Here is a 23,879-nt window from a genome sequence, read left to right on the forward strand (position 1 = left end):
TGCCCGCACCTCCGCCGGGTGCGGGCACGACCACGATCCAGGAGGCGCGGGCTCAGCGCTCGTCGCGGCGCGACGGGTGCTGGTAGTTGAGCTCGTCGACCGGCATCGGGAACTGCACGTCCTCGCCGAACGGCGACTGGGCACCGGCGAGCTGACCGGTGAACTCGGTGACGGGCAGCCTGCCGTTCGGGCCGACCGGTGCGGCCTCTCCGGCGCGTGACTCGCGGTGCCAGGCCATGCTGATGTCACCCTGGGCGCCGGTCGCGGCGGCCCGCTCGGTCGGTGTCCGAGCGGTACCCGCCTCTGACTGGTATACCCGGCCATCCGTGTGGCCGTACGTACCGGGGTTGCCGCGTGACCCGGGCGGGTCGAGCTGGTCCCGGCGGAAGATCTTGCGACCCAGCCAGGTAAGCGGGTCGTACCGGCGGTCCACCGCGCGCTCCTTCATCGGAATGATCGCGTTGTCCGTGATCTTGATGTGCTCCGGACACACCTCGGTGCAACACTTCGTGATGTTGCAGTACCCGATGCCTTGTTCCTCAACCGCCGTATCTTTGCGGTCGGTGCGGGCGTCGAGCGGGTGCATGTCCAGCTCAGCGGCGCGGATGAAGAAGCGCGGGCCGGAGAACGCCGGCTTGTTGTCCTCGTGGTCACGGATGACGTGGCAGACGTTCTGACAGAGGAAGCACTCGATGCACTTGCGGAACTCCTGCGAGCGCTCCACGTCGACCTGCTGCATCCGGTACTCGCCGGGGGCGAGGTCGGCCGGCGGCGCGAACGCCGGCAGTTCGCGCGCCTTCCGGTAGTTGAAGGACACGTCCGTGACCAGGTCGCGGATGACGGGGAAGGTCCGCAGCGGGGTGACCGTGACCGTCTCGGTCGGCTCGAACGTCGACATCCGGGTCATGCAGCCCAGCCGGGGCTTGCCGTTGATCTCCATCGAGCAGGAGCCGCACTTGCCGGCCTTGCAGTTCCAGCGGACCGCGAGGTCGGGCGCCTGGGTGGCCTGGAGCCGGTGGATGATGTCGAGGACCACCTCGCCGTCGTTGACCTCGACCTGGAAGTCCTCGAGCTGGCCGCCGGTGTCGTCACCGCGCCAAACCCGGAAGTGACGCTTCTCGCCCATCAGGCACCGGCCTTTCCGGCGGTCTCGGTCAGCTCCGCCAGCTCCTCGTCGGTCAGGTACTTCGAAAGCTCCGCCCGGTCGAACAGGGCGAGCAGCTCCGGACGCATCGCCGGCAGCGGCTTGCGTTCGAGGTGGACGTCCTCGCCGCGCAGCGAGCAGACCAGGTTCACCCGCCGCCAGGCCGGGTCCATCTTCGGGAAGTCCTCGCGGGTGTGGCCGCCGCGCGACTCCTCCCGCTCCAGCGCTGCCCTGGCCGTGCACTCCGAGACGGTGACCATGTTGCGCAGGTCGAGCGCGAGGTGCCAGCCCGGGTTGTACCGGCGGCCGCCACCGACGCCGACCTTCTTGATCCGCTCTTTGAGGTCGGCCAGCCGCCCGAGCGACTCCTCCAGCTCGCCCCTGCGCCGGATGATGCCGACCAGGTCGTTCATCACCTGCTGCAACTCGCTGTGCAGGGTGTACGGGTTCTCGCCGCCCTCGCCGCGGCCCAGCGGCGCGAGCGCGGTCTCCACCGCGGCGTTGACCGTGGCGGTCGAGACCTTGGCCGGCTTCGTGGCGTCGGCGTGGCGGGCCGCGTACTCGCCCGCCCGCTTGCCGAACACCAGCAGGTCGGACAGGGAGTTGCCGCCGAGGCGGTTGGAGCCGTGCATGCCGCCGGAGACCTCGCCGGCGGCGAACAGGCCGGGTACCGTCGCCGCGGCCGTGTCGGGGTCGACCTCGACGCCACCCATCACGTAGTGACAGGTCGGCCCGATCTCCATCGGAGAAGCGGTGATGTCGACGTCGGCCAGCTCCTTGAACTGGTGGTACATCGACGGCAGTCGCTTGAGGATGAACTCGGCCGGGCGCCGGGAGGCGATGTCGAGGTAGACGCCCCCGGCCGGGGTACCCCGGCCGGCCTTGACCTCGGAGTTGATCGCCCGGGCCACCTCGTCCCGCGGCAGCAGCTCCGGCGGGCGCCGGTTGTTGTCCGGGTCGGTGTACCAGCGGTCGGCCTCCTCCTCGGTCTCCGCGTACTGCTTGCGGAACACATCCGGCACGTAGTCGAACATGAACCGCTTGCCCTCGGAGTTGCGCAGCACGCCGCCGTCACCGCGGACCGACTCGGTCACCAGGATGCCCTTGACCGACGGCGGCCAGACCATGCCGGTCGGGTGGAACTGGAGGAACTCCATGTTGAGCAGCGTCGCGCCGGCCCGCAGGGCGAGCGCGTGGCCGTCGCCGGTGTACTCCCACGAGTTCGACGTGACCTTGTACGACTTGCCCACGCCGCCGGTGGCCAGCACGATCGCCGGCGCCTCGAACAGCAGGAACTCGCCGTTCTCCCGGTAATACCCGAAGCAGCCCGCGATCCGGCCGTCCTCGACGAACAGCTCGGTGATCGTGGTCTCGGCGAACACCCGGATCCGCGACTCGTAGTTGCCGGTGGCGGCGAAGTCCTCCTGCTGGAGCGAGACGATCTTCTGTTGGAGGGTGCGGATCAGCTCCAGGCCGGTGCGGTCACCGACGTGCGCCAGCCGCGGGTACTCGTGGCCACCGAAGTTGCGCTGGCTGATCCGGCCGTCGGGGGTACGGTCGAACAGCGCGCCGTAGGTCTCCAGTTCCCAGATCCGGTCCGGGGCCTCCTTGGCGTGCAGCTCGGCCATCCGGACGTTGTTGAGGAACTTGCCGCCCCGCATCGTGTCGCGGAAGTGGACCATCCAGTTGTCGTTCGCGTTCATGTTGCCCATCGCGGCGGCGGCGCCGCCCTCGGCCATGACCGTGTGCGCCTTGCCGAACAGGGACTTCGAGATGATCGCGGTCCGCTTGCCGGCCAGCCGGGCCTCGATGGCCGCCCGCAGGCCCGCGCCGCCGGCACCGATCACGACGACGTCGTAGTTGTGTCGCTCGATGTTGGTCATTGCGTCCCTCAGTGGATGAAGCGCAGGTCGGGGATCCATTCGGCGGAGACCGCCATGATGTACGCGTCGGTCAGCATCAGCGTGCCGAGCGTGATCCAGGCGAGCTGCATGTGCTTGGTGTTGAGCTTCGAGACGAACATCCAGGCCCGGTAGCGCACCGGATGCCTGGAGAAGTGCTTGAGCCGGCCGCCGACGATGTGCCGGCAGGAGTGGCACGACAGCGTGTACGCCCACAGCAGGACGACGTTGGCCAGCAGGATCACGTTGCCCAGGCCGAAGCCGAAGCCCTGCGGGCTGTGGAAGGCACGGATCGCGTCCCAGGTGTTGATCAGCGAGATCAGCACGGCCGCGTAGAAGAAGTACCGGTGGGCGTTCTGGAAGATCAACGGGAACCGGGTCTCGCCGGAGTAGCTCCGATGCCCGTCCGGCACCGCGCAGGCCGGCGGCGACGCCCAGAACGAGCGGTAGTACGCCCGGCGGTAGTAGTAGCAGGTGAGCCGGAACAGCAGCAGGAACGGCAGCGTCACCGCCGCGAACGGGATGATCGGCCAGTTCGGCAGGAAGCGACCGAACTCCGCGGACTCGGGGTCGCACCCCGTCGATACGCAGGGGGAGTAGAACGGCGTGAGGTAGTGGTAGTCGCTGACGTAGTACCACTTCTGCATGAAGGCGCGCACGGTGGCGTAGGCCACCCACAGGGTCAGTAGGGACACCGTGAGCAGCGGCGCGAGCCACCACCGGTCGGTACGCAACGTCTTCGCCGCTATCGCGGCGCGCGGCCGCTGACCGGCCGGCGTCGTTGCCGTCGTCGTCATCTGGCTTCGCTCCCTGGACGGGGTGGGTGAGGGGTGTCGCTGTCGTCAGTTGCCGTACCGCACGGGGCTGGGTGGCTGAACTGCGAAGACGAGCACCAACCCACCCCGCCACGTATCCATCGGTGCACACGTTACGCCGGGTGTGACCGAGAACACGTCGGCGGAAGAAGTCTTGCCCGCGAAGGCGCCGTTACGGAAGAACGGGCGCCGTAATCGATGCCCGCTGTGTTGAAGATCACTCGATCGGGTCCGATCGGCGGTGCCGTTGTGGATCATCATGTGGTAAGCGCCCGACCTGCCCAAACGCAAGATCCGCGCAGGCTGGCGAGCACCCTGCGCGGATCTTGTCGTGGTGGTGACGGCGCGGCCGGCGACCCGGTCCGGTCATCGCTCGGCCGGAGAGCCGGTCCGGCCAGCGCTCAGCCGGAGGCACCGCCGGTGAAATTCCATGACGCCAGGCGGACCGCCGGTGCCACGAACGACTCGCTGCCCCAGTCACCGGGCTGCGCCACCAGGTGGGTGCCCACGCCCAGCACCGCCCCGGGGGCGAGCGCCTGCGGGTAGGCCTGGGTGAACCGGAAGTTCTTCACCGGCGACGTGATCTCGCCGTCCTCGATCAGCCACACCCCGTTGCGGGTCAGGCCGGTGACGACCAGCGGGCGTGGGTCGAGGACCCGGGTGTACCAGAAATCCGTCACCAGCAGCCCGCGCCGTACGCCGGCGACCAGGGCCGTCACCGACAGGTCGGCGGCCGGGCCGGCCACCTCGCCGGACGGCGCGCCCGGCCCCGCCGGCAGCATGGTCATCCCCTGGGGGAACGGGCCGAAGGAGCCCGAGCCGGGGTGGGCGTTGCCGGTCGACTCGGTGCCGGCCTGCGCGGCGGTACGCCGGTCGTGGGCGACGGTCCTGGTCACCCCGGCCGCGACGAACTCGACGGGGCGCTTGGGGGTGCCCTCGGTGTCGAACGGCAGCCCGATCGCCCGCGGCGTCGTCACATCCTCCACGAACGTCACGGCCGGGTCGAACTGCTGCTCGCCGAGCTGCGCGAACGAGCGGCGCTCCAGGTACGCCTTGCCGTTGAGTCCCCATACCGCGAAGTTGCGCAGGATGTCGACGACCGCGTCGGACTCCAGCACCACCTCGTACCGTCCGGGCGGCAGCTCGACCGGGTCCTGGCTCGCGAGGGCCTTGGCCGCGGCGCGCGCGCCGAGCACGCCGCCGTCGATGTCGGCCAGCCGGGGCGAGGCCAGTCGCGCGACGCCGTCGGAGGTCGCGGTCCGGGCGATGCCGTCCATCGCCGCCTCGGTCGTGGCGCCCGTCAGCGACTGGCCGGCCGAGTTGGCGAACGCGGAGCTGACGTGGTTGGTCCGGAAGTACCCGGCGGTGGTCAGGCCTTCCGCCGCCTCGACGAAGCGGCGTACCCGTACCGCCCGGTCCGCAGGCGTGGCGGCGACCGTCGCCTCGTCGACGTTGCCCGCGCCCACGGCCGGGATCGGCGGGGTCAGCCCCGGCCAGGTCGGATCGAGCGGGCTCAGCCGGGTCGCGGCGACGGTCCGTTCGACCAGGTCGCGCAGGCCGTCACCGAGCTGGGTCGAGGAGCCGGCCGCGGTACGGCCGTCGGTGTGCAGCCGCAGCCGTACGTGGGTGACGGCGTCGGCCACGTTCTGATGGATGTACGAGTTGGCGAACCGGGTCAGCGCCAGCTCCTGGCGCTCCACCAGTACCTCGGCCTCGGCGGCCGGCCCGGCCACGTTCCGGACCAGGTCGAGCACCCGACCGGCGATGTCGAGCTGCGGTTCCACCTGGACGCTCATGCCGCCACCTCGCTTCGCCCGGCGCCGACACGAGGCGTGCACGGACGGAGCCTGTTGATTCGCTCGCTCATCCCCGGACCCCCACTCGTACGTTCGTGAACCGTGCCGGCGCGGCCGGGTGACCGGTGTGGCCGGTCTGGCCCGGCTGGCCCTTGCCGCAGTTGGGCGTGCCCCACGCGACGATCTCCGACGAGAGCATGTCCATGGACTGCCAGAACTGTGGTCCGATGCCGGTGTACGTGGGGTTGCGCAGCATGCGGCCCAGCCGGCCGTTCTTGACCTCGTACCCGACCTCGCAGCCGAACTGGAAGTTCAGCCGCTTGTCGTCGATCGACCAGGAGCGGTTGATGTCCATGAACACGCCCTCGTCGGTCGCGGCGATGATCTCTTCGAGGGTGTGCGGGCCGGGCTGGAGGCCCACGTTGGTCATGCGCACCATCGGCAGCCGGGACCAGCCGTCGGCCCGTACGCTGCCGGCGTAGTCCAGGCCCGCGACGGCGGCCGAGTCCCGGCCGGCGAGCACGCCGACCCAGATGCCGTCGCGTACCGCGTGCCGCGGCGCGGCCGGGGTGCCCTCGTCGTCGTAGCCGAACGAGCCCAGCGCGCCGGGGATCGTCGGGTCGATCGTGATGTTCATCAGCTCGGAGCCGTACCGCAGGCTGCCGAGCTGTGCCAGGTCCAGCCAGGACGTACCGGCGAACGCGGCCTCCCAGCCGAGGATGCGGTCCAGCTCGATGGCGTGGCCGACCGACTCGTGGATCTGCAGCGCGAGCTGCTCGCCGCCGAGGATCAGGTTCGTCTCGCCCTGCGGGCACAGCGGCGCGGTGAGCAGGGCCTTCGCCTCGTCGGCGATGCGGGCCGCGTGCGCGCCCAGGTCGATCTCGTTGACCAGCTCCCAGCCCCGGGTGCCGTACTGGCCGCGGTAGGACGGGTACGACCGCCGCTGGGTCTCCCCGTCGCCGACCACCGTCGCCGCGATGCCCGCACCGCACTCGCGCAATCGCTGGTCGATGCGGTGGCCCTCGGACGAGACGAACCACTTGCGGGTGTCCCAGATCTGGTAGATGCCCTCGGCCACGTCGGCGCCCTGCCGGTGCGACTCGGCGGTCGCGTTCGCGAGCAGGTCGCCCTTGTCCGACAGGGCGACGCCGAGCGGATCGATCTCGCAGGTACTCGCCCACGAGTCCACGCTCGCGGTGACCGCGGTCAGGTCGATGGCCGGACCGGGCACGCCGGCGCTGGCCTTCGCGATGGCGGTCGCGCGGGTACCGGCGTGCCGCGCCGCGGCGTCCGTCAGGTCGGGGGCCGCGAAGAATCCCCAACTCGACCCGACCAGCGCCCGGACCCCGATGCCGGCGTCCTCGTCCTGGGTAAGTTCCTCTATCTCGCCGTTGCGGGCGTTCATCGACTCGTACCGCCGATGCATCACCCGCGCGTCCGCGTACCGGGCGCCGGCGGCGAGTGCCGCCTCCACCGCCGCGGTCGCTGCGTCGAAGTGGGTCATGAATTCGACCCTATGCGCGGGCTCACGTGGGCAGCGACCCGAAATGGTGATCCCACCCCCCTTGATCACCCCTTCGTGATCACCCCTGCACCGTGGTCCCGAAGGGTCCTTCCGGGTCGGGACCCGGGGATCCTTCAGGACCACGGAGGATCGGGTCAGCGGGCCTCGTGCGCCTGGGCCAGTTCGTCGATCCGCCGGGCCAGCGCGGTGTCCTTGGCGGTCACGCCGCCCGCCGAGTGGGTACTGAGGGTAAACGTCACGCTCCGCCACCGGATGTCGATGTCGGGGTGGTGGTCGGCGTCCTCGGCCGCCTCCGCCACCTCGACCACGAGGCGGATCGCGGCGGCGAAGCTGGGCGCGGTGACGGTACGGCTGATCGCGCCGGTGTCGCCGGTCCAGCCGTCCAGGCCGGCCAGGGCGCCGGCCACCTCGTCGGAGGAGAGCAGGTCTGCCATGCGCTCACCGTACCCATGGTCGGCCCACGATCGTGCACATGATCGTTCGCGTCCATGATCGTCACAACTTCCCGGATGTTGTGGCCTCGGCACCGGGTCATGGCCACAACTTCCGGGACGTTGTGTGGATCTTGATAGGCGGCGTCAGGGCAGCGAGCGGCGGATGAAGTCCAGCTCCAGGCGCAGCAGGCGTTCGCTCAGACCCCCGGCCGCCATGTGGGTCGCGCCGGTCAGCGGGATCATCGAGTGCGGGCGCCCCGCGGTGAGCAGGGCCGCCGACAGTCGCAGCGTGTGCGCGGCGACCACGTTGTCGTCGACCATCCCGTGGATGAGCAGCATCGGCCGCGCCTCGTCCGGCGCGAGCGGCGGCTCGGCCGCCAGCTCCAGCAGCGAGTTGTGGGCGTACACGTCATGGGCGTCGTCGGGCAGGCCCAGGTACCGCTCGGTGTACGCGGTGTCATACAGCGCCCAGTCGGTGACCGGCGCGCCGACCACCGCGCAGTGGTACACGTCCGGCCGGCGCAGCACGGCCAGCGCCGACAGGTACCCGCCGAACGACCAGCCCCGGATCGCCACCCGGGACAGGTCCAGGTCGGTGTGCTTGTCGGCCAGCGCGGCCAGCGCGTCCACCTGGTCGGCGAGGATCACGTCGGCGAAGCGCCGGTGGATCGCCTTGTCGAAGCTGGGCGACACGCCGGGGGTACCCCGGTTGTCGACGACGACCACGGCGAACCCGGCGTCGGCCCACCACTGCCGCTCCACCCAGCGCGAGCGCACCGACACCACCTCCTGGTGGCCCGGCCCGCCGTAGATGTCGACCAGCACCGGCAACCGGCGGCCGGCGACGTGGCTGCGCGGGTACAGCACACCCGTGGGCAGCCGCCGGTCGGTGACCCGCTCCAGCACCGGCCGGGGCGCGTACGGCGGCTCCGCCGCCAGCGAGGCGAGCGTGCCGACCGGCTCGTCGCCGCGGAAGACGCGGTACCGGGTGCCGGAATGCTCCAGCGACAGCTCGCCGACGACCAGGGTGTCCCCGGCGGTGTACGCGACGTGCCAGCCCGCCGTGGTGGTGATCCGCCGCGCGTCGAGGGCCGCGCCGGGGGTCGCCACCCGTACCCGGTAGACGTGCTGCTCGCTGGGCTCGCCGCCGGTCGCCTCGACGATCAGGTCGTCGCCGGCCCGGCCGCTGACCCGGCGCACGTACAGGTCCGGCGGGGTGAGCAGGCTGCCGTCGGCGAACAGGCACCGTGAGTCGTACCCGTCGTGGGCCAGCTCGCCGCCGATCAGCACCCGGCCGTCGGGCAGGCTCACCGGGGTGCCGGGTACCGGCTCGACCCAGCGCGGGTCGGTCAGCTCGGCGTGCACCTGGGTCTCGCCGGTGCGTGGGTCGACCGACAGCACCAGGCCGTGCTGCTGGAGCCGGCGCAGCACCGTGATCAGCGGCCCGCCGTGCTCGCTCCACGACACCGACACCAGGTAGGGGTAGGTCTCGCGGTCCCAGTGCACGTCCACCCAGCCGCCGTCGAGGTCGAGCAGGTGCAGCGTCACCTCGGCGTTGGGGCCGCCGGCGTGCGGGTACGCGACGGTGGTCGGCGGCTGGTCCGGCTGGGCCGGGTCGTGCAGGTGCCAGCGCGGTACCCGGGACTCGTCGACCCGGGCGGCCAGCACCGTCCGGCCGTCCGGCGACCACCAGTACCCGCGGAAGCGCCTGAACTCCTCGGCCGCGACGAACTCGGCCAGCCCCCAGGTCACCCCGTCCTCGGCGGCGAGGACCTGGTCGTTGCCGGCGAGGTCCACCACGTGCAGGGCGCCGCCCGACACGTAGCCGATGCGCTGCCCGGTCGGGTCGGGCCGGGGGTCGACGACGGCGCCGGCGCAACCGATCTCCCGCACCCCGTCGCCGGCCAGGTCGACCAGGAAGAGGCGGCCGGCGAGGGAGAAGACGACACTGCCGCTGTCCGGGGCGACCGCGAACGACCCGATCCCGCCGGCCGACAGCCGCAGCCGCTCGCGCAGTGCCCGCTCGGCCGCCGGCAGGTCGTCGGCGTCGGCCAGCAGCCGCGCCGGGTCGGCCAGCAGGCGCTCCTGGCCGGTACCGACCTCGAACGACCACAGTTGGTCGGCGGGGTCGTGCGGCCCCGCCGACCGCAGGAACAGGACGCGGGCGCCGTCCGGCGTGACGGTCACCGCCCGGGGGGCGCCAAGGGAGAATCGACGGGTACGTGCGGCCAGCTCCGGGTAATCCACCCGGAAATGTTCTCTCGCCCGGCCGTCGATTGTCATGCCGTTGCCCGTATCGAGCGTGAACCGGTCGCGGTGCCCGCCGTGGCGTGGGCCGTCATCGTCGGCGGTGCGTACTCTCGCCGTGGCGTGGGCCGTCATCGGCGGTGCGTACAGTGGCATCCGTGAGCCTTCCGGGTGAGATCTCCCCTGATGCCGACGCGGTCGCCGACACCGCCGCCGGCCGCCGGATCATGTTCGTGCACGCGCACCCCGACGACGAGACCATCGGCACGGGCGCCACGATGGCCCGTTACGCCGCGTCCGGGGCGCACGTCACGCTCGTGACCTGCACCCTCGGTGAAGAGGGCGAGATCCACGTACCCGCGCTGGCCGGTCTCGCCGCCGCCGAGGCCGACCAGCTCGGCGGGTACCGTCTCGCGGAGCTGGCGGCGGCGATGAAGGCCCTCGGCGTGACCGACCACCGGTTCCTCGGCGGGGCGGGCCGGTTCCGTGACTCCGGGATGATGGGATGGCCCACCAACGACCATCCGCGCGCGTTCTGGCGCGCCGACCTGGATCTCGCGGCCGGTCTGCTGCTCGACGTCATCCGCGAGATGCGCCCGCAGGTGCTGGTGACGTACGACCCGAACGGCCTCTACGGCCACCCCGACCACATCCAGGCGCACCGGGTCGCGATGCGGGCGTGCGAGCTGGCCGGCGACCTGGCGCCGCGCAAGGTGTACTGGACGGCCGTGCCCCGCAGCGTGCTCGAGGCCGGCATGCAGGCGTTCCGCGAGTCCAGCGACAACCCGTTCGCCGGCGTCGAGAACGTCGAGGACCTGCCGTTCGGCACCCCCGACCCGGAGATCGCCGCCCGGGTGGACGGCAACGGGTTCGCCGCGGCCAAGCTCGCCGCGGTCCGGGCGCACGCCACCCAGATCCCGCCGACGTCGTGGCTGCACACGCTCGCGGGCACCGCCGGCGGCGAGTTCATGGGCATGGAGTACTACCGGCTCGCGGCGGGGGAGAAGGGCCCCGGCAGCGGCCCGTACGGCTGGGAGGACGACCTGTTCGCCGGCCTGGACGTCGCGACCACCGCACCGATCGCATGACCATGGACACACCGCTGCCCGTCGACACCGAGCCGGCCCGGCCGGCCACCCGAGAGTCGGCCTGGCTGGCGTGGGTCGGCGTCCTGGTCGCCGTCGGGCTCGCCTTCGTATCGTCGGTCTGGGAGGCGTTCCTGACCCCGCTGGCCGTTCAGTGGACCAGCGGTGGGCACGCCCACTTCGTCCGGGTACCGGTCGCGCTCGTCGCCGCGATCGTGGGCAACGCCGCGCTGGCCTGGTTCACCCGTCAGGTGACCGGCAAGACGCTCGCCGTGCTGGCCCCGTTCGCCGCGTGGACGGTACCGATGCTGCTCGCCGCCGGCCGTACCCGCGAGGGCGACCTGATCCTGACCGACAGGAACTGGGTCGGGCTGGTGACCATGTTCGCCGGGGCGATGTCGTTCGCGGTCGCGGCCTACTGGCTCACCATGCGGTCGCTGCGCCGCCCGGGGTGACCGCTGCGCGGTTCACGGTGCCGCCCGGGGTGACCGCTGCGCGGTTCACGGTGCCGCCCGGGGTGACCGCTGCGCGGTTCACGGTGCCGCCCGCGGTGACCGTCCCGTTATCCTCAGGCTCTGGCGCCGGGCGGCCCTGACACGGTAAGAGAACGTCAGGAGTGGCCGGTCGGGCCACGATGGTCGGCACGGGAGGCATCCGGTGAAGCAACGGTGGTTGCCGGTGGGGGTTCTCGGTGGCGCCCTCCTCGCGGCGAACGTGATCGCGCGCTGGGTGGTGCGGCTGTTCGGTAGCAACAACGACGGGTTCACCACGCGGATCGGTATGGTCGCGCTGGCCACGGTCGCCGTCGTGATGGCGGTCGCGGCGTTCTGGTGGGCCCGCCGGCAGCCGATGGCGCGGGTCCTCGGTGACCTCGCGCTCGGCGCGCTCGTCGGCTGCCTGCTGTCGGTCCTGGTCGGCCCGCTGCTGGTGGGCACCACACCGCTGCGGGACGGCGTGGACTTCTTCATCAACCAGATCCTGTACTTCCTGGGCATCGCCGCCGCCGGCACCGTGTTCGGGCTGCTCGTGGTGATGGCGCTGGGCCGGGACCACAAGGCGCAGTCCTGGAAGCGGTACGAGGAGCAGTTGCGGTCCCGGCCGCGCCGGGTCGTCCGCCGGTGATCGCGGAGTCAGGCGGCCGGGGCGGTCCAGGTCACGTACGGGTGGTGGGTGCGGAACCCGAGCCGGGCGTACATCGCGACGGCCGCCTCGTTGTGCGCCTCGACCTGCAGGTACGCCCGGGTCGCGCCGACCTCGACGGCCCAGCGGGCCAGCGCGCCGACGATCGTGCGGCCCAGGCCGTGCCGCCGCTGTGCCGGGTCGACCGAGACCAGGGAGATCCCCAGCCAGCGGTCGGGTGAGCCGGTCTCGGCGACGACGCCCCGGCCGACCGCGGCCGGGGCGCCCTCGGCGGTGTACACCCCGGCGTAACGGGTCAGTGGGACCCCGGTGAGGATCCACCGCGCCGCCTCCGGCAGGGCGCCCTTGTGTCCGGCGACGGCGGCGAACCAGGCGTCGCCGGGCGTGGTGTCCAGCCGGGTACCGGGTCCGGGGTCGGTCGCGGCGACCACGTCGGACAGCGCGGCGGTCTGCACGAGCGTGATCGGCGCCGGCAGCCACCGGCGGCGGGTCAGCTCGGCGGTGATCCGGCCGCCGACCGGCTCCGGCACGGTGATCCGGGGCGGCAGGTTCCGGCTGCGGTACCAGTCCTCCACGGCGTCGACGGCGCGGCTGAGCGTGCTGCCCGGGTCGCCGATCGGCAGGGCCGAGTTGCCGCGCGCGGTCCAGCCGTCCGCCGCCCGCAGCAGCCACTCGCCGAGGTGCGCCTGCTCCGGTGCCGGCCAGCCGGCCGCCGCGACCCGTTCGAGTGCCTCGGTCGCGGTCGGGCGGCGCCGGTCCGGCACCCGCTTGACATGGGTGATCTCGGCGCGCGGTATCCGGACCAGGTGTTCCACGGTTCGGACTGTGAGTTCGGTCTCGGTCAGGCCGACGAGTTCCCCCAAAACATCCGAAAAGACCGGTCGGTCGGCTCGCTGGCCGGCCCGGCGACGCACCACGACACGGTGCCCGACATCGTGTGGCCCCAGCACGATCGACCACCTCCCGGGCGGGATACTAGGCTCGTACGCGCCGCGACCGGGGGCCGGTGCGGTGAGTTCAGTGCGGAGGGGACGAACCGTGACCTACATAATCGCCGAGCCGTGCGTCGATGTGCTCGACAAGGCGTGCATCGAGGAGTGCCCGGTCGACTGCATCTACGAGGGCAACCGGATGCTCTACATCCACCCGGACGAGTGCGTCGACTGCGGCGCCTGCGAGCCGGTCTGCCCGGTCGAGGCGATCTTCTACGAAGACGACGTGCCGGAGCAGTGGAAGGACTACACGGGCGCGAACTACGAGTTCTTCGAGGACCTCGGGTCCCCGGGTGGCGCCTCCAAGGTCGGAAAGATCAACAAGGACGCCTCGTTCGTCGCCGCTCAGCCGCCGCGAGCGGCTGAGCACTGACGCCCATGTCGACGCAGACCGGGTCGGGCGCATCCTCGGGCCGGTCCGGCCCGCAGGCTGCCGGCGACCGCGCGACCGCGGCGCCGGCGGCCGTGTCCGCCCGGCTGCCCGACTTCCCGTGGGACCGGCTGGCGCCCGCGAAGGCGGTGGCCACCGGGCACCCCGACGGGCTGGTCGACCTCTCCATCGGTACGCCGGTCGACCCGGTGCCGCCGGTGATCCGCGCGGCCCTGGCCGAGGCGTCCGACGCCCCCGGCTACCCGCTGACCGCCGGCACCCCGCAACTGCGCGCCGCGATCAGCGACTGGGTGGCGCGCACCTGCGGTGCGGCCGGTGAGGTCGGCGTACTGCCGACGATCGGCTCCAAGGAGCTGGTGGCGTGGCTGCCGACGCTGCTGGGCCTCGGCCCCGGTGACGTCGTGGTCATCCCGTCGGTGTGCTACCCGACGTACGAGGTCGGCGCCCGGCTCGCCGGCGCCACCGTCGTGCGGTCGGACTCGCTGCTGTCGGTCGGCCCGGCGCGGGTGAAGCTGGTGTGGGTCAACTCGCCGGCCAACCCGACCGGCCGGGTGCTGCCGGCCGAACACCTGCGCAAGGTCGTCGACTGGGCGCGCGAGCGCGGGGCCGTGGTGGCCAGCGACGAGTGCTACCTGCCGCTGCCCTGGGAGGCGGAGCCGGTGTCGGTGCTGTCGGTGTGCGACGGCGACCTGACCGGCGTCCTGGCGGTGCACTCACTGTCCAAGCGCTCCAACCTGGCCGGCTACCGGGCCGGCTTCGTCGCCGGTGACCCGGCCCTGGTGGCGGAGCTGCTGGGGGTCCGCAAGCACGCCGGCATGATCGTCCCGGCGCCGGTGCAGGCCGCGATGGTGGCGGCGTTGCGCGACGAGTCCCACGTGGCGGAGCAGCGCGAACGGTACGGCCAGCGGCGCGCGCGGCTGCGCGACGCGCTGGTCGCGGCCGGGTTCACCATCGAACACTCCGAGGCCGGTCTCTACCTGTGGTGCACCCGCGGGGAGGATGGCTGGGCCACCGTCGACTGGCTGGCCGCCCGCGGCATCCTGGTGGCTCCCGGCGACTTCTACGGTCCGGCCGGCGCACGGTACGTCCGGGTCGCGCTGACCGCGTCGGACGAGCGGATCGACGCCGCCGTGGCGCGCTTGACCAAGTAGATCTCCAGGAGACGGGCGCCGTCAGGCGGGCGGCCGGAGCGCGGTGTAGGTGACGGTCGTACCGTCCACCGTGCACGATGCGAGGTGGCCGCCCGCGGCGCCCAGCCCGATCAGGAAGTCGAACTCCCCGGCGCCGTCGGTGTCGAGCCGGAACCGCTCGGCCGACCGGGTCAGCGTGCGGCCGGTCAGCTCCTGCCGCAGGCCGCGCGCCTCCTCGAAGGCGCCGGTGAGCGCCGCCTCGTCGGCCCGGTCGAGCGCGCCGGTCAGCTCGTCGAGGAAGCCCCGTACCAGGTCGATGCTGTGGCTGATCGCCTCGCGGTTGTGCCGCAGCATGTCGACGGTCCGGGCGCTCGGCGTGCCCGCCACCCGGGTGCCGTCGCGGAAACTGCCGGCGGCGAGGCTCAGGACGCCCTGCCGCAGCGCCGACCGGCCCGCCCCGCCGGCCAGGCTGCCGGCCAGCAGGTGCGGGATGTGCGACGACAGCGCGACGATCGCGTCGTGCGGCGCCGACTCCAGCGGCACGACCTTCGCCTCCAGCGCGGTGGTGACCAGCCCGGCCAGCAGCCGGAACGCCTGCAGCGCCACGCCGGGCTGCGGGCACAGCACCCAGGCGGCGCCGGTGAAGAGCGTGGGATCCGCGGCCAGCAGCCCGGAGTGCTCCTTGCCGGCCATCGGATGGCCGGGGACGAACCGGTGCGCCCACCCGTTCTCCCGCGCGTACGCCGCGATCGGCGCCTTCACGCTGCCGACGTCGGTGATGACGCAGCCGGGGTCGGTGTGCTTGACCGCCGCGGCGAGGTTGTCGGGCAGCGCCGACAGCGGGCCGCCGAGGAAGACGACGTCCCGGCCCGCGACGGCGTCGGCGAGGTCCGGGAAGAACGGTACGTCGTGCTGCCGGGCGTGGGTCGCGGCATGCGGATCCGGGTCCCAGCCGGCGACGTCGACGCCGAGCTGCCGTAACCGGACCAGGATGGAGCCGCCGATCAGGCCGGTGCCGAGCACCGCCACCCGCAGGTCCGCCGGGTGTTTGTCCGCCATCTGCGCTCCTCGGTACGGATGCGAGTAGGTTACGGCACGGCCCGCGGCCGCGGCGGGGCCGCCGGTGTGCCACCGCCGCACCGATTGCCGGTGGAACGATGTTGGTTAATGTGGTCGGTATGACCGACACCCCGACCGTGGCCGTACGCGGTGAGGCGGTCCGAGAGGTCGAGCCGGAGCTCGCCCGCCTGACCGTCGCTGTCGAGGCCCGCGACGCCGACCGGGAGCGGACGCTGCGGCGGCTGGCCGAGCGGACCGAGGCGCTGCGTGACCTGCTCGACCGGTACGCCGGGGCGATCGAGCGGCGGGAGACCGGCGGCGTCACCGTGTACCCGGAGATCAGGATGGGGGAGCGGGTCCGCGCGTACGTGGGCTCGGTCTCCACTCTGATCACGTTCTCCGACTTCTCCGACCTCGGCGAGGTCGTCCTCGCCCTGGCCGACCAGGACCTCACGACGGTGCACGGGCCGTACTGGTCGTTGCGCCCGGACAGCGCCGCCTACGGCGAGGCGCGGCGGGCGGCGATCGCCGACGCGCTCGTCCGGGCCCGCGAGTACGCCGACGCGCTCGGCGCCCGGCTGGTACGGCTGATCGAACTGGCAGACGCGGGCCTGATCGGCGACCAGGGTCCGCAGCCGATGATGATGGCGGCGCGCGCCGAGTTCGGCGGGGCGCCACGGCTCGACCTGGACCCGGTACGCCAGACCGTCCGGGCGGTGGTCGAGGCGCGCTTCGGTATCAGCGAGCCGGCCGTCCTGGGTTAGCGGATCCGGGCCGGGGTAGTACCGACCTCTCGGCAACGCGCAGGAGGCGGCGGCCATGACCAGACCGAGACGGCCGCGGCGGGTGACGGCAGAGGAGATCGCCGTACCGCAGTGGAACCTCGTGGACGACTTCTTCGAGGGCATGGGCCGGGCCGGCGCCGACCTGGTGTCCTATCGGCCGGCCCACCCCCTGGAGCCACCCCGGCCGGCCCGCGACTGGCGCGCGTTGCACCCCGCGCCGCAGGCGCCGGAGCCACCGGTGCTCCGCCACCTCTACATCTACCCGCGAATCAGCGGTGAGGCGCCGTGGGGCTGCTGTTACGGCTCGCCGATGGGCGAGGGCAGCGAGGACACGGCGGTCCCCGCCGTGGACCCCGCCGAGGCGCGGCTCAGCCCGGAGGAGCTGAAACTCACTCCGGGCGAGCCGGACACGGTCGCCGACGTGGCGAAACTCCAGGAGGAGCGACGGCACCCCCGGCCGGCCTGACCGCCGGCGGCCCCGGTGGGCTCAGTCGTTGGCGTGCAGCGCCGCGTTCAGCTCGATGCCCCGGCCGGTGCGCGGGCGTACCTCCAGCGCGCCGGTCACCGAGTTGCGCAGGAACAGCAGCCCGCTCTGGCCGGACAACTCGCGTGCCTTGACGATCTCGCCGGAGGGCAGCTTCACCTTCGAACCGGCGGTGACGTAGGTACCGGCCTCCACGACGCAGTCGTCGCCGAGCGAGATGCCGACGCCGCCGTTCGCGCCGATCAGGCAGCGCTCGCCGAGCGAGATGACCTCTTTGCCGCCGCCGGAGAGGGTACCCATGATCGAGGCGCCGCCGCCGACGTCGGTGCCGTCGCCGACGACCACCCCGGCCGAGATGCGCCCCTCGACCATGGAGGAGCCGAGGGTGCCGGCGTTGAAGTTGACGAAGCCCTCGTGCATGACGGTGGTGCCGCTCGCCAGGTGGGCGCCCAGCCGGACCCGGTCGGCGTCGGCGATCCGCACGCCGGGCGGCGTCACGTAGTCGATCATCCGCGGGAACTTGTCGATCCCGTACACGGCCAGCCGCTCGCCGCGGGCGCGCAGCGCCCAGCGCAGCTCGTCGACGCGGTCCGGCGGGCACGGCCCGGCCGAGGTCCACGCGACGTTGGCGAGCAGGCCGAAGATGCCGTCGAGGTTGACCTGGTGCGGCCTGATCATGCGGTGGGAGAGCAGGTGCAGCCGCAGGTACACGTCGTAGGTGTCCTTCGGCGGGTCGGCCAGCGAGCCGATCATGGTGAGGACGGCGGCGGTACGCAGGCCCGGGATCGGGCCGTTCTCGGCCACGCCCGCGTCGAACAGTTCGGCCACCGGCAGCGGCTCACCGGCCTTGGCGTCCACATCGGGAGTGCCGAAGCCCAGCTTGCCGGCCGGGTACCAGGTGTCGAGCACCTGCCCCTCGGCGGTGATGGTGGCAAGTCCCAGGCCCCACGCGGGCGAATCGCTACTCACGTCGTCTCCCGGTTCGTACGCTCGGGCGCCGGCCTGACAGGCCGCCGGCGCCACCCTCCCTCACGGCCTGTCACGCTATCGTCCCGGCCGCCGCGGCGGAGCGTTAGGGTCGGTGCGTGCTGACCCCTGAGATCCTGGCCGACCCGGTCGCGCTGACCCGCGCCCTGGTCGACGTCGAGTCCGTGTCCGGCAACGAGGCCCACCTCGCCGACCAGGTCGAGGCGGCGCTGCGGGGTACGCCGTGGCTGACCGTGGAGCGCCACGGCAACGTCGTGCTCGCCGGTACCCACCTGAACCGACCCCAGCGGGTGATCCTCGCCGGTCACCTCGACACCGTGCCGGTCGCCGACAACCTGCCGGCCCGCGTCGACGGCGACGTGATCCACGGCTGCGGCACCTCCGACATGAAGTCCGGGGTGGCGCTCGCCCTGCACCTGGCCGCGACGCTGGAGGAGCCCCGCTACGACGTGACGTACGTCTTCTACGACTGCGAGGAGATCGAGGCCGCCCGCAACGGGCTCAACGTGCTGTCGCAGAACCACCCGCAGGCCCTCGCGGCCGACTTCGCGATCTTGCTCGAACCCACGTACGGCCTGGTCGAGGCCGGTTGCCAGGGGACCATGCGGGCGCTGGTCGGCACCGAGGGGCGGCGCGCCCACGCGGCCCGCTCGTGGCTGGGGGTCAACGCGATCCACGCCGCCGCCGCAATCCTCACCACCCTGCAGGCGTACCAGCCACGCACCGTGACCATCGACGGGTGCACGTACCGGGAGGGGCTCAACGCGGTGCGCATCGCCGGCGGGGTGGCCGGCAACGTGATCCCGGACGAGTGCGAGGTCGAGATCAACTACCGGTTCGCGCCGGACCGTACCGAGGACGAGGCGGCGGCGCACCTGCGCGAGGTGTTCGCCGGCTTCCCGGTGCGGATCACCGACTCGGCGCCGGCGGCGATGCCCGGCCTGTCCGCCGCCATCGCCAAGGAGTTCCTCGACGTGGTGGGCGCGCCGCCGCAGGCGAAGCTGGGCTGGACCGACGTGGCCCGGTTCGCGGCTCTGGGCGTACCCGCGCTGAACTTCGGCCCCGGCGACCCCAACCTGGCGCACAAGCGCGACGAGCGGGTGGAGATCCCCAAGATCCGGGACGGCGCGGCGACGCTGCGTCGGTGGCTCGCGCCGTGATCCGCCGCGGCCGCGACGACATTGGTTACCGTGGTCGGATGGTCGACGGCAATGGCAAGGGCAAGGGCAGGGGCGCACGGGAGCGGCACCGCGGGCCGGTGACGCTGCGCCGGGAGGCCATCCCACCGAGCACCGCTGACCAGCGGCTGCTCGACTCCTGGGGGCGCGCGGACTGGAAGACCCGGGACGCCTGGCGGGCGCTGCGCATCCTCAGCGAGTTCGTGGAGGGCTTCGACACCCTCGCCGACCTGCCGCCCGCGGTCTGCGTCTTCGGGTCGGCGCGCAGCAAGCCCGACAGCCCCGAGTGGGACCTGGCCGAGCGGCTCGGCGCCGCCCTCGCCCGGGCCGGGTACGCGGTGATCACCGGCGGTGGCCCCGGCGTGATGGAGGCGGCCAACAAGGGCAGCGTCGAGGCCGGCGGGCTGTCCGTCGGGCTCGGCATCGAGCTGCCGTTCGAGCAGGGGCTCAACGAGTGGGTCGACATCGGTATCGACTTCCGGTACTTCTTCGCGCGCAAGACCATGTTCGTCAAGTACGCCCAGGCCTTCGTGGTCCTGCCGGGCGGCTTCGGCACCCTCGACGAGATGTTCGAGGCGCTGACCCTGGTCCAGACGAAGAAGGTGACCCGGTTCCCGGTCGTGCTGATGGGCACCGCGTACTGGGGTGGCCTGCTCGACTGGATGCGGGACACGATGGCCGCCGACGGCAAGATCGGTCCGGCGGACCTGAAGCTGTTCTGCCTGACCGACGACGTCGACGAGGCGGTACGCCACATCGTCAACGCCGACGCCGAGCTGAACGCCGAGCAGGAGGCGGCCTTCGCCCGGGCCGCCGCCGAGCAGCAGCGCGCCGCCGAGGCCGCGGAGCGGGCCACCGCCGCCGACGCGGAACGGCTCAACTCCCAGAGCGGGCCGACCCGGATCGACGGGGAGGTCTAGTGGCCGCCGTCGGTGTCTTCTGCGCCTCCTCGATCACGATCGACCAGCGCTGGCTCGACCTCGCGTACGGCGTCGGCGCCGAACTCGGCCGGCGCGGGCACACCCTGGTCTCCGGGGGCGGCCGGGTCGGCATGATGGGTACGGTCGCCGCGGGCGCCCGCTCCGCCGGTGCGCACACCCTCGGCGTGATCCCGCAGTCGCTGGTCGACCTCGAGGTGGCCGACGTCGCCGCCGACGAGTTGCTGGTCACCGACGCGATGTCGACCCGCAAGACGCTGATGATCGAGAAGTCGGACGCGTTCCTCACCCTGCCGGGCGGCCTGGGCACGCTCGACGAGCTGTTCGAGGTGTGGACGACCGCGACGCTGGCGCTGCACGCCAAGCCGGTCGTGGTGCTCAACGTGGACGGCTTCTACGACGGCCTGCTGGACTGGCTGCGCCGGCTCGCGCCCGGGGGGTTCGTCCGTACCGAGGCGCTCGACCTGGCCGTCGTGGTCGACTCGGTACCGGCCGCGTTCGACGCGATCGAAGGTACCCTGGCGTGACCTGCGTCGATGTGTCGTACCCGGCTGATCTGATGCCCCGGTGACCATCGCCTCCGCAGCGCCCGGCGCCACCCGCCGGGCCTACCGACTCGTGCGCCCGGCCGGTGCCGGTGCCGGCTCCCCGGTGCCGCCCGACGACGCCGGGCAGCGGCAGGTCATCGCGCACCGCGCCGGCCCGCTGCTGGTCATCGGCGGGCCGGGCACCGGCAAGACGTCGACCCTGGTCGAGGCGGTCGCGGCCCGGGTCGCCGAAGGGGCCGACCCGCAAGCCGTGCTCGCACTCACCCACAGCCGACGTGACGCCCTGCGCCTGCGGGACCGCATCGAGGCCCGGCTGGCCGCCGTGACCGGCCGGCGCACCCTCGCCCAACCGCTGGTGCGCACCTTCCCGGGGTACGCGTTCGGCCTGCTGGGTCGGGCCGCGACGGTCGCCGGCGACCCGCCGCCGCGACTGCTCACCGCGCCCGAGCAGGACCTGGTGATCCGGGAGTTGTTGGAGTCCGAAGAGGAGCAGGCGGCGTGGCCCGAGGCGCTGCGTCCGGCACTGCGTACCCGCGCGTTCGCCGCCGAGCTGCGTGACCTGCTGCTGCGAGCGGTGGAGCGGGGGATCGGCCCGGAGGAGCTGGCCGCGCACGCCCGGGCGCTGCGCCGGCCGGACTGGGCGGCCGCCGCCCGCTTCTACCGGCAGTACCGGCAGGTCCTCGCCCTGCGCGACGCGACCGGCCAGGGCTCGGTGGGCTACGACGGTGCCGAGCTGGTCCGCGCGGCCACCGCCCTGCTGCTCGACGACCCCGAGCTGCTGGCGGCCGAGCGCCGGCGGTTGGCGGCCGTCTACGTCGACGAGTTCGCCGACACCGATCCCGCGCACCGCGACCTGCTCGCCGCGCTGGCCAGCGGCGGCAAGCACCTGGTCGGGTTCGCCGATCCCGACTCGTCGACGTTCGCGTTCCGCGGTGCCGACCCCTCCGGCGTCGCCGATTTCCCGTACCGGTTCCTGACCGCCGACGGGGGCAAAGCGCCGACGGTGACGCTCACCCGGTCGTACCGGTGCGGCGCGGAGCTGCTCGCGGCGACCCGCCGGGTGGCCGTCCGGCTGCGCGGGCCGTCCCGGCACCGGGTGCTCGCCCCCGCACCGGCGGCGCCGCAAGGTGCCGTCGAGGTACGGGTCTTCCGCACGGTCACCAGCGAGTCCGCCTACCTGGTGCACCGGCTGCGCGAGGCGCACCTGCTGCACGGACTGTCCTGGTCGGACATGGCCGTGGTGGTCCGGTCGACCGCCCGCCAGCTCGCCCCGCTGCGCCGGGCGCTGCAGCAGGCCGGGATCCCGACCACGACGGCGGCCGAGGACCTTCCGCTGCCGGCCCAGGCGGCCGTCGCGCCGCTGCTGCTCCTGCTGCGCTGCGCGCTGACGCCCGAGCGGCTCGACGAGGAGGCGGCGGTGGCGCTGCTGCACTCGCCGCTGGGCGGGGCCGACCCGCTCGCCGAGCGCCGGCTGCGGCAGGGGCTGCGCACCCTCGCCTTCGCCGCCGGTGACCGGCGCCCGTCCGGGGTGCTGCTCGTCGAGGCGTTGCAGGACCCTGGCGTACTCGCCGGCGTCGACCGGCGCTGGGCCGCCCCGGCCAGGGCCGTCGCCGGCCTGCTCGCTGCCGCGCGGGAGACCGCGGCCCGGGATGGATCTAGCGTCGAGGACGTGCTGTGGGCGGTGTGGAGCGCCAGCGGCCTGGCCGACCGGTGGGGTGCCGCCAGCGCGCAGGGCGGGCACCGGGGTGCGGCGGCCGACCGTGACCTCGACGCGGTCGTGGCGCTGTTCGACACCGCCGCGCGCTTCGTCGACCGGCTGCCCGGCGCCCGCACCGAGGCGTTCCTCGACCATGTACTCGGCCAGGACCTGCCCGGTGACGTGAACGCGCCGACCGCCGACCGTGGCCCGGCGGTCCGGATCCTCACGGCGCACGCGGCCAAGGGCCGGGAGTGGGAGTTCGTCGCGGTCGTCGGCGTACAGGAGGGTGCCTGGCCCGACCTGCGGCTGCGCGGCAGCGTGCTCGGCTCGGAGGTCCTGGTCGACCTCGCGGCCGGCCGCGAGATGAACACCGCCGGCCGGCTGGCCGCCCTGCTCGACGAGGAGCGCCGGCTGTTCTACGTCGCCACCACCCGGGCCCGGCGGCACCTGCTGGTCACCGCCGTGGCGGGTGGGGACGCGGAGGAACAGCCCAGCCGGTTCCTCACCGAGCTGGCCGAGGAGATCCGGCCGGAGGCCGCGCCGCCGCGCGCGCTCACCCTGCCGGCGCTGGTGGCCGAACTTCGCGGCGTCCTGACCGCGCCGAACGCGGAGCCCGCGCGCCGCCGGGCCGCCGCCGCGCAGCTCGCCCGGCTCGCCGCCGCCGGGGTGCCCGGTGCCGACCCGGACGACTGGTGGGGGCTGCCGGAGCTGTCCGACCAACGGCCCATCGTGGATCCCGGTGAGCCGGTGACCGTCACGCCGTCCACCGTGGAGACCGTGCAGCGGTGCAGCCTGCGGTGGCTGCTGGAGCGCCACGGCGGAAAGGGCCGGTCGTCGCCGGAGCAGAGCATCGGCAATCTGGTCCACGCGGCCGCGCTGCTGGCCTCGGACGCGAGCGTCGACCGGGCCGCGCTCGTCGACTACGTCGCCGGCCGGTTCGACGCCATCGAACTGTCCGCGCGCTGGCTGGCGGGGCGGGAGCGGCAGCGCGCCGAGGCGATGCTGGACAAGCTGCTGGCATGGCTGACCGACAACCCGCGTCGGCTCATCGCGATCGAGCGCGACTTCCTGGTCCGGCTCGGCGACAACCTGCAGATCAGGGGCCGGGTGGACCGGTTGGAGCTGGACGACGCCGGCCGGTTGGTCGTGGTCGACCTGAAGACCGGCCGGAGTACACCGACCGAGGCCGAGGTGGCCGACCATCCCCAGCTGGCCGCCTACCAGGTCGCCGTCGAGGCCGGGGCGTTCGAGGAGTCGACCGAGGCCGGCGGGGCGGCCCTGGTCCACCTCGGCGGCGCCCGGGCCGGCGCCAAGGTGCAGGGCCAGGGCGCGCTGGGGGACGCCGAGGACCCGGACTGGGCCCGCGAGATGGTTACCCGGACCGCGCAGGCCATGGCGGCGTCGACGTTCCACGCCGTCCTCAACAACAGGTGCCGGGTCTGCCCGGTGCGTACGTCCTGCCCGATCTCCGGCAACGGTCGCCAGGTGACCGACGGCGACGCCTCGTGAGCGCGCGACCGTTCACGCGCGGGCGCCGTGCTGTCCGCACGCGCGGGCGCCGCGCTGTCCCCGCTCGCGGGCGCGCTGTCCCCGCTCGCGGG

The 23,879-nt window shown here is 73.0% G+C and carries 21 protein-coding genes; 11 read left to right on the plus strand and 10 right to left on the minus strand.

Features of this window, described 5'->3' with window-relative positions:
• Positions 1-52: 52 nt before the first annotated feature.
• The 7 genes from ACNTMW_RS19920 to ACNTMW_RS19950 all read right to left on the minus strand — a co-directional run bounded on the left by ACNTMW_RS19920 (position 53) and on the right by ACNTMW_RS19950 (position 9,862).
• Positions 53-1,126, minus strand: coding sequence for a succinate dehydrogenase/fumarate reductase iron-sulfur subunit (locus ACNTMW_RS19920; protein ID WP_426635197.1), 1,074 nt, complete (start codon positions 1,124-1,126; stop codon positions 53-55).
• The gene (locus tag ACNTMW_RS19925; protein ID WP_426635198.1) at positions 1,126-3,027 is read right to left on the minus strand and encodes a fumarate reductase/succinate dehydrogenase flavoprotein subunit; all 1,902 of its coding nucleotides are present in this window, start codon (positions 3,025-3,027) and stop codon (positions 1,126-1,128) included. The genes ACNTMW_RS19920 and ACNTMW_RS19925 overlap by 1 nt, the downstream gene beginning before the upstream one ends.
• Before the next feature lie 8 nt (positions 3,028-3,035).
• Positions 3,036-3,842 carry a hypothetical protein gene (locus tag ACNTMW_RS19930; RefSeq protein WP_426635199.1) on the minus strand — a complete coding sequence of 269 codons (807 nt, stop codon included), beginning with the start codon at positions 3,840-3,842 and terminating at the stop codon, positions 3,036-3,038.
• A 419-nt stretch (positions 3,843-4,261) separates the two neighbouring features.
• Positions 4,262-5,656 carry a TldD/PmbA family protein gene (locus tag ACNTMW_RS19935; protein WP_426635200.1) on the minus strand — a complete coding sequence of 465 codons (1,395 nt, stop codon included), beginning with the start codon at positions 5,654-5,656 and terminating at the stop codon, positions 4,262-4,264.
• 67 nt (positions 5,657-5,723) lie between these two features.
• Complete coding sequence (locus ACNTMW_RS19940; RefSeq protein ID WP_426635201.1) at positions 5,724-7,160, minus strand: TldD/PmbA family protein; 1,437 nt, start codon at positions 7,158-7,160, stop codon at positions 5,724-5,726.
• 155 nt (positions 7,161-7,315) lie between these two features.
• The gene (locus tag ACNTMW_RS19945; RefSeq protein WP_426635202.1) at positions 7,316-7,615 is read right to left on the minus strand and encodes a 4a-hydroxytetrahydrobiopterin dehydratase; all 300 of its coding nucleotides are present in this window, start codon (positions 7,613-7,615) and stop codon (positions 7,316-7,318) included.
• A 144-nt stretch (positions 7,616-7,759) separates the two neighbouring features.
• Complete coding sequence (locus ACNTMW_RS19950; RefSeq protein WP_426635361.1) at positions 7,760-9,862, minus strand: S9 family peptidase; 2,103 nt, start codon at positions 9,860-9,862, stop codon at positions 7,760-7,762.
• 227 nt (positions 9,863-10,089) lie between these two features.
• Between ACNTMW_RS19950 and mshB the strand changes: the two genes are divergently transcribed.
• The 3 genes from mshB (at position 10,090) to ACNTMW_RS19965 (ending at position 12,069) form a co-directional block, all read left to right on the plus strand.
• Positions 10,090-10,950, plus strand: coding sequence for an N-acetyl-1-D-myo-inositol-2-amino-2-deoxy-alpha-D-glucopyranoside deacetylase (mshB, locus tag ACNTMW_RS19955; protein WP_426635362.1), 861 nt, complete (start codon positions 10,090-10,092; stop codon positions 10,948-10,950).
• A complete protein-coding gene (locus ACNTMW_RS19960; protein ID WP_426635203.1) occupies positions 10,947-11,402 on the plus strand; it encodes a hypothetical protein in 456 nt (151 codons plus the stop codon). The genes mshB and ACNTMW_RS19960 overlap by 4 nt, the downstream gene beginning before the upstream one ends.
• A 202-nt stretch (positions 11,403-11,604) precedes the next feature.
• Positions 11,605-12,069, plus strand: coding sequence for a hypothetical protein (locus ACNTMW_RS19965; protein ID WP_426635204.1), 465 nt, complete (start codon positions 11,605-11,607; stop codon positions 12,067-12,069).
• An 8-nt stretch (positions 12,070-12,077) separates the two neighbouring features.
• On the opposite strand, the gene ACNTMW_RS19970 is transcribed toward ACNTMW_RS19965, so the two are convergent.
• Positions 12,078-13,037 carry a GNAT family N-acetyltransferase gene (locus ACNTMW_RS19970; RefSeq protein WP_426635205.1) on the minus strand — a complete coding sequence of 320 codons (960 nt, stop codon included), beginning with the start codon at positions 13,035-13,037 and terminating at the stop codon, positions 12,078-12,080.
• 88 nt (positions 13,038-13,125) lie between these two features.
• On the opposite strand from ACNTMW_RS19970, the gene fdxA reads away from it, so the two are divergent.
• Together fdxA and dapC are read left to right on the plus strand one after the other, a co-directional pair.
• On the plus strand, positions 13,126-13,452 hold the full coding sequence (gene fdxA / locus ACNTMW_RS19975; protein WP_426635206.1) for a ferredoxin: 327 nt from the start codon (positions 13,126-13,128) through the stop codon (positions 13,450-13,452).
• A 5-nt stretch (positions 13,453-13,457) separates the two neighbouring features.
• On the plus strand, positions 13,458-14,621 hold the full coding sequence (gene dapC, locus ACNTMW_RS19980) for a succinyldiaminopimelate transaminase (protein ID WP_426635207.1): 1,164 nt from the start codon (positions 13,458-13,460) through the stop codon (positions 14,619-14,621).
• Between the two features lie 21 nt (positions 14,622-14,642).
• Here the strand turns inward: dapC and ACNTMW_RS19985 are convergent, their stop codons facing one another.
• The gene (locus ACNTMW_RS19985) at positions 14,643-15,659 is read right to left on the minus strand and encodes a prephenate dehydrogenase (protein WP_426635208.1); all 1,017 of its coding nucleotides are present in this window, start codon (positions 15,657-15,659) and stop codon (positions 14,643-14,645) included.
• A 119-nt stretch (positions 15,660-15,778) separates the two neighbouring features.
• On the opposite strand from ACNTMW_RS19985, the gene ACNTMW_RS19990 reads away from it, so the two are divergent.
• Complete coding sequence (locus tag ACNTMW_RS19990) at positions 15,779-16,423, plus strand: SIMPL domain-containing protein (RefSeq protein ID WP_426635209.1); 645 nt, start codon at positions 15,779-15,781, stop codon at positions 16,421-16,423.
• 55 nt (positions 16,424-16,478) lie between these two features.
• Positions 16,479-16,910, plus strand: coding sequence for a hypothetical protein (locus ACNTMW_RS19995; RefSeq protein WP_426635210.1), 432 nt, complete (start codon positions 16,479-16,481; stop codon positions 16,908-16,910).
• Between the two features lie 21 nt (positions 16,911-16,931).
• On the opposite strand, the gene dapD is transcribed toward ACNTMW_RS19995, so the two are convergent.
• A complete protein-coding gene (gene dapD, locus ACNTMW_RS20000; RefSeq protein ID WP_426635211.1) occupies positions 16,932-17,897 on the minus strand; it encodes a 2,3,4,5-tetrahydropyridine-2,6-dicarboxylate N-succinyltransferase in 966 nt (321 codons plus the stop codon).
• 116 nt (positions 17,898-18,013) lie between these two features.
• Between dapD and dapE the strand changes: the two genes are divergently transcribed.
• From dapE to ACNTMW_RS20020, 4 genes are all read left to right on the plus strand, one after another.
• Positions 18,014-19,075, plus strand: coding sequence for a succinyl-diaminopimelate desuccinylase (gene dapE / locus ACNTMW_RS20005; protein WP_426635212.1), 1,062 nt, complete (start codon positions 18,014-18,016; stop codon positions 19,073-19,075).
• 38 nt (positions 19,076-19,113) lie between these two features.
• Complete coding sequence (locus ACNTMW_RS20010; RefSeq protein ID WP_426635213.1) at positions 19,114-20,013, plus strand: LOG family protein; 900 nt, start codon at positions 19,114-19,116, stop codon at positions 20,011-20,013.
• The gene (locus ACNTMW_RS20015) at positions 20,013-20,558 is read left to right on the plus strand and encodes an LOG family protein (RefSeq protein WP_426635214.1); all 546 of its coding nucleotides are present in this window, start codon (positions 20,013-20,015) and stop codon (positions 20,556-20,558) included. The genes ACNTMW_RS20010 and ACNTMW_RS20015 overlap by 1 nt, the downstream gene beginning before the upstream one ends.
• A 91-nt stretch (positions 20,559-20,649) precedes the next feature.
• Positions 20,650-23,787, plus strand: coding sequence for an ATP-dependent helicase (locus ACNTMW_RS20020; RefSeq protein WP_426635363.1), 3,138 nt, complete (start codon positions 20,650-20,652; stop codon positions 23,785-23,787).
• Positions 23,788-23,879 lie beyond the last annotated feature (92 nt).

Origin of the sequence: Planosporangium spinosum (assembly GCF_049999945.1) — a bacterium.
GTDB classification, from domain to species: Bacteria; Actinomycetota; Actinomycetes; order Mycobacteriales; family Micromonosporaceae; genus Planosporangium; species Planosporangium spinosum.

Excerpts from the sequence above, each read along its gene's own strand:
- ACNTMW_RS19960 (WP_426635203.1), top strand. The coding sequence starts at position 10,947 with ATGACCATGGACACACCGCTGCCCGTCGACACCGAGCCGGCCCGGCCG.
- ACNTMW_RS19920 (WP_426635197.1), bottom strand. The coding sequence starts at position 1,126 with ATGGGCGAGAAGCGTCACTTCCGGGTTTGGCGCGGTGACGACACCGGC.
- ACNTMW_RS19945 (WP_426635202.1), bottom strand. The coding sequence starts at position 7,615 with ATGGCAGACCTGCTCTCCTCCGACGAGGTGGCCGGCGCCCTGGCCGGC.
- ACNTMW_RS19930 (WP_426635199.1), bottom strand. The coding sequence starts at position 3,842 with ATGACGACGACGGCAACGACGCCGGCCGGTCAGCGGCCGCGCGCCGCG.
- ACNTMW_RS20010 (WP_426635213.1), top strand. The coding sequence starts at position 19,114 with ATGGTCGACGGCAATGGCAAGGGCAAGGGCAGGGGCGCACGGGAGCGG.
- mshB (WP_426635362.1), top strand. The coding sequence starts at position 10,090 with ATGTTCGTGCACGCGCACCCCGACGACGAGACCATCGGCACGGGCGCC.
- ACNTMW_RS19985 (WP_426635208.1), bottom strand. The coding sequence starts at position 15,659 with ATGGCGGACAAACACCCGGCGGACCTGCGGGTGGCGGTGCTCGGCACC.
- ACNTMW_RS19925 (WP_426635198.1), bottom strand. The coding sequence starts at position 3,027 with ATGACCAACATCGAGCGACACAACTACGACGTCGTCGTGATCGGTGCC.
- dapC (WP_426635207.1), top strand. The coding sequence starts at position 13,458 with ATGTCGACGCAGACCGGGTCGGGCGCATCCTCGGGCCGGTCCGGCCCG.
- ACNTMW_RS19935 (WP_426635200.1), bottom strand. The coding sequence starts at position 5,656 with ATGAGCGTCCAGGTGGAACCGCAGCTCGACATCGCCGGTCGGGTGCTC.
- ACNTMW_RS19990 (WP_426635209.1), top strand. The coding sequence starts at position 15,779 with ATGACCGACACCCCGACCGTGGCCGTACGCGGTGAGGCGGTCCGAGAG.
- ACNTMW_RS19940 (WP_426635201.1), bottom strand. The coding sequence starts at position 7,160 with ATGACCCACTTCGACGCAGCGACCGCGGCGGTGGAGGCGGCACTCGCC.
- ACNTMW_RS19995 (WP_426635210.1), top strand. The coding sequence starts at position 16,479 with ATGACCAGACCGAGACGGCCGCGGCGGGTGACGGCAGAGGAGATCGCC.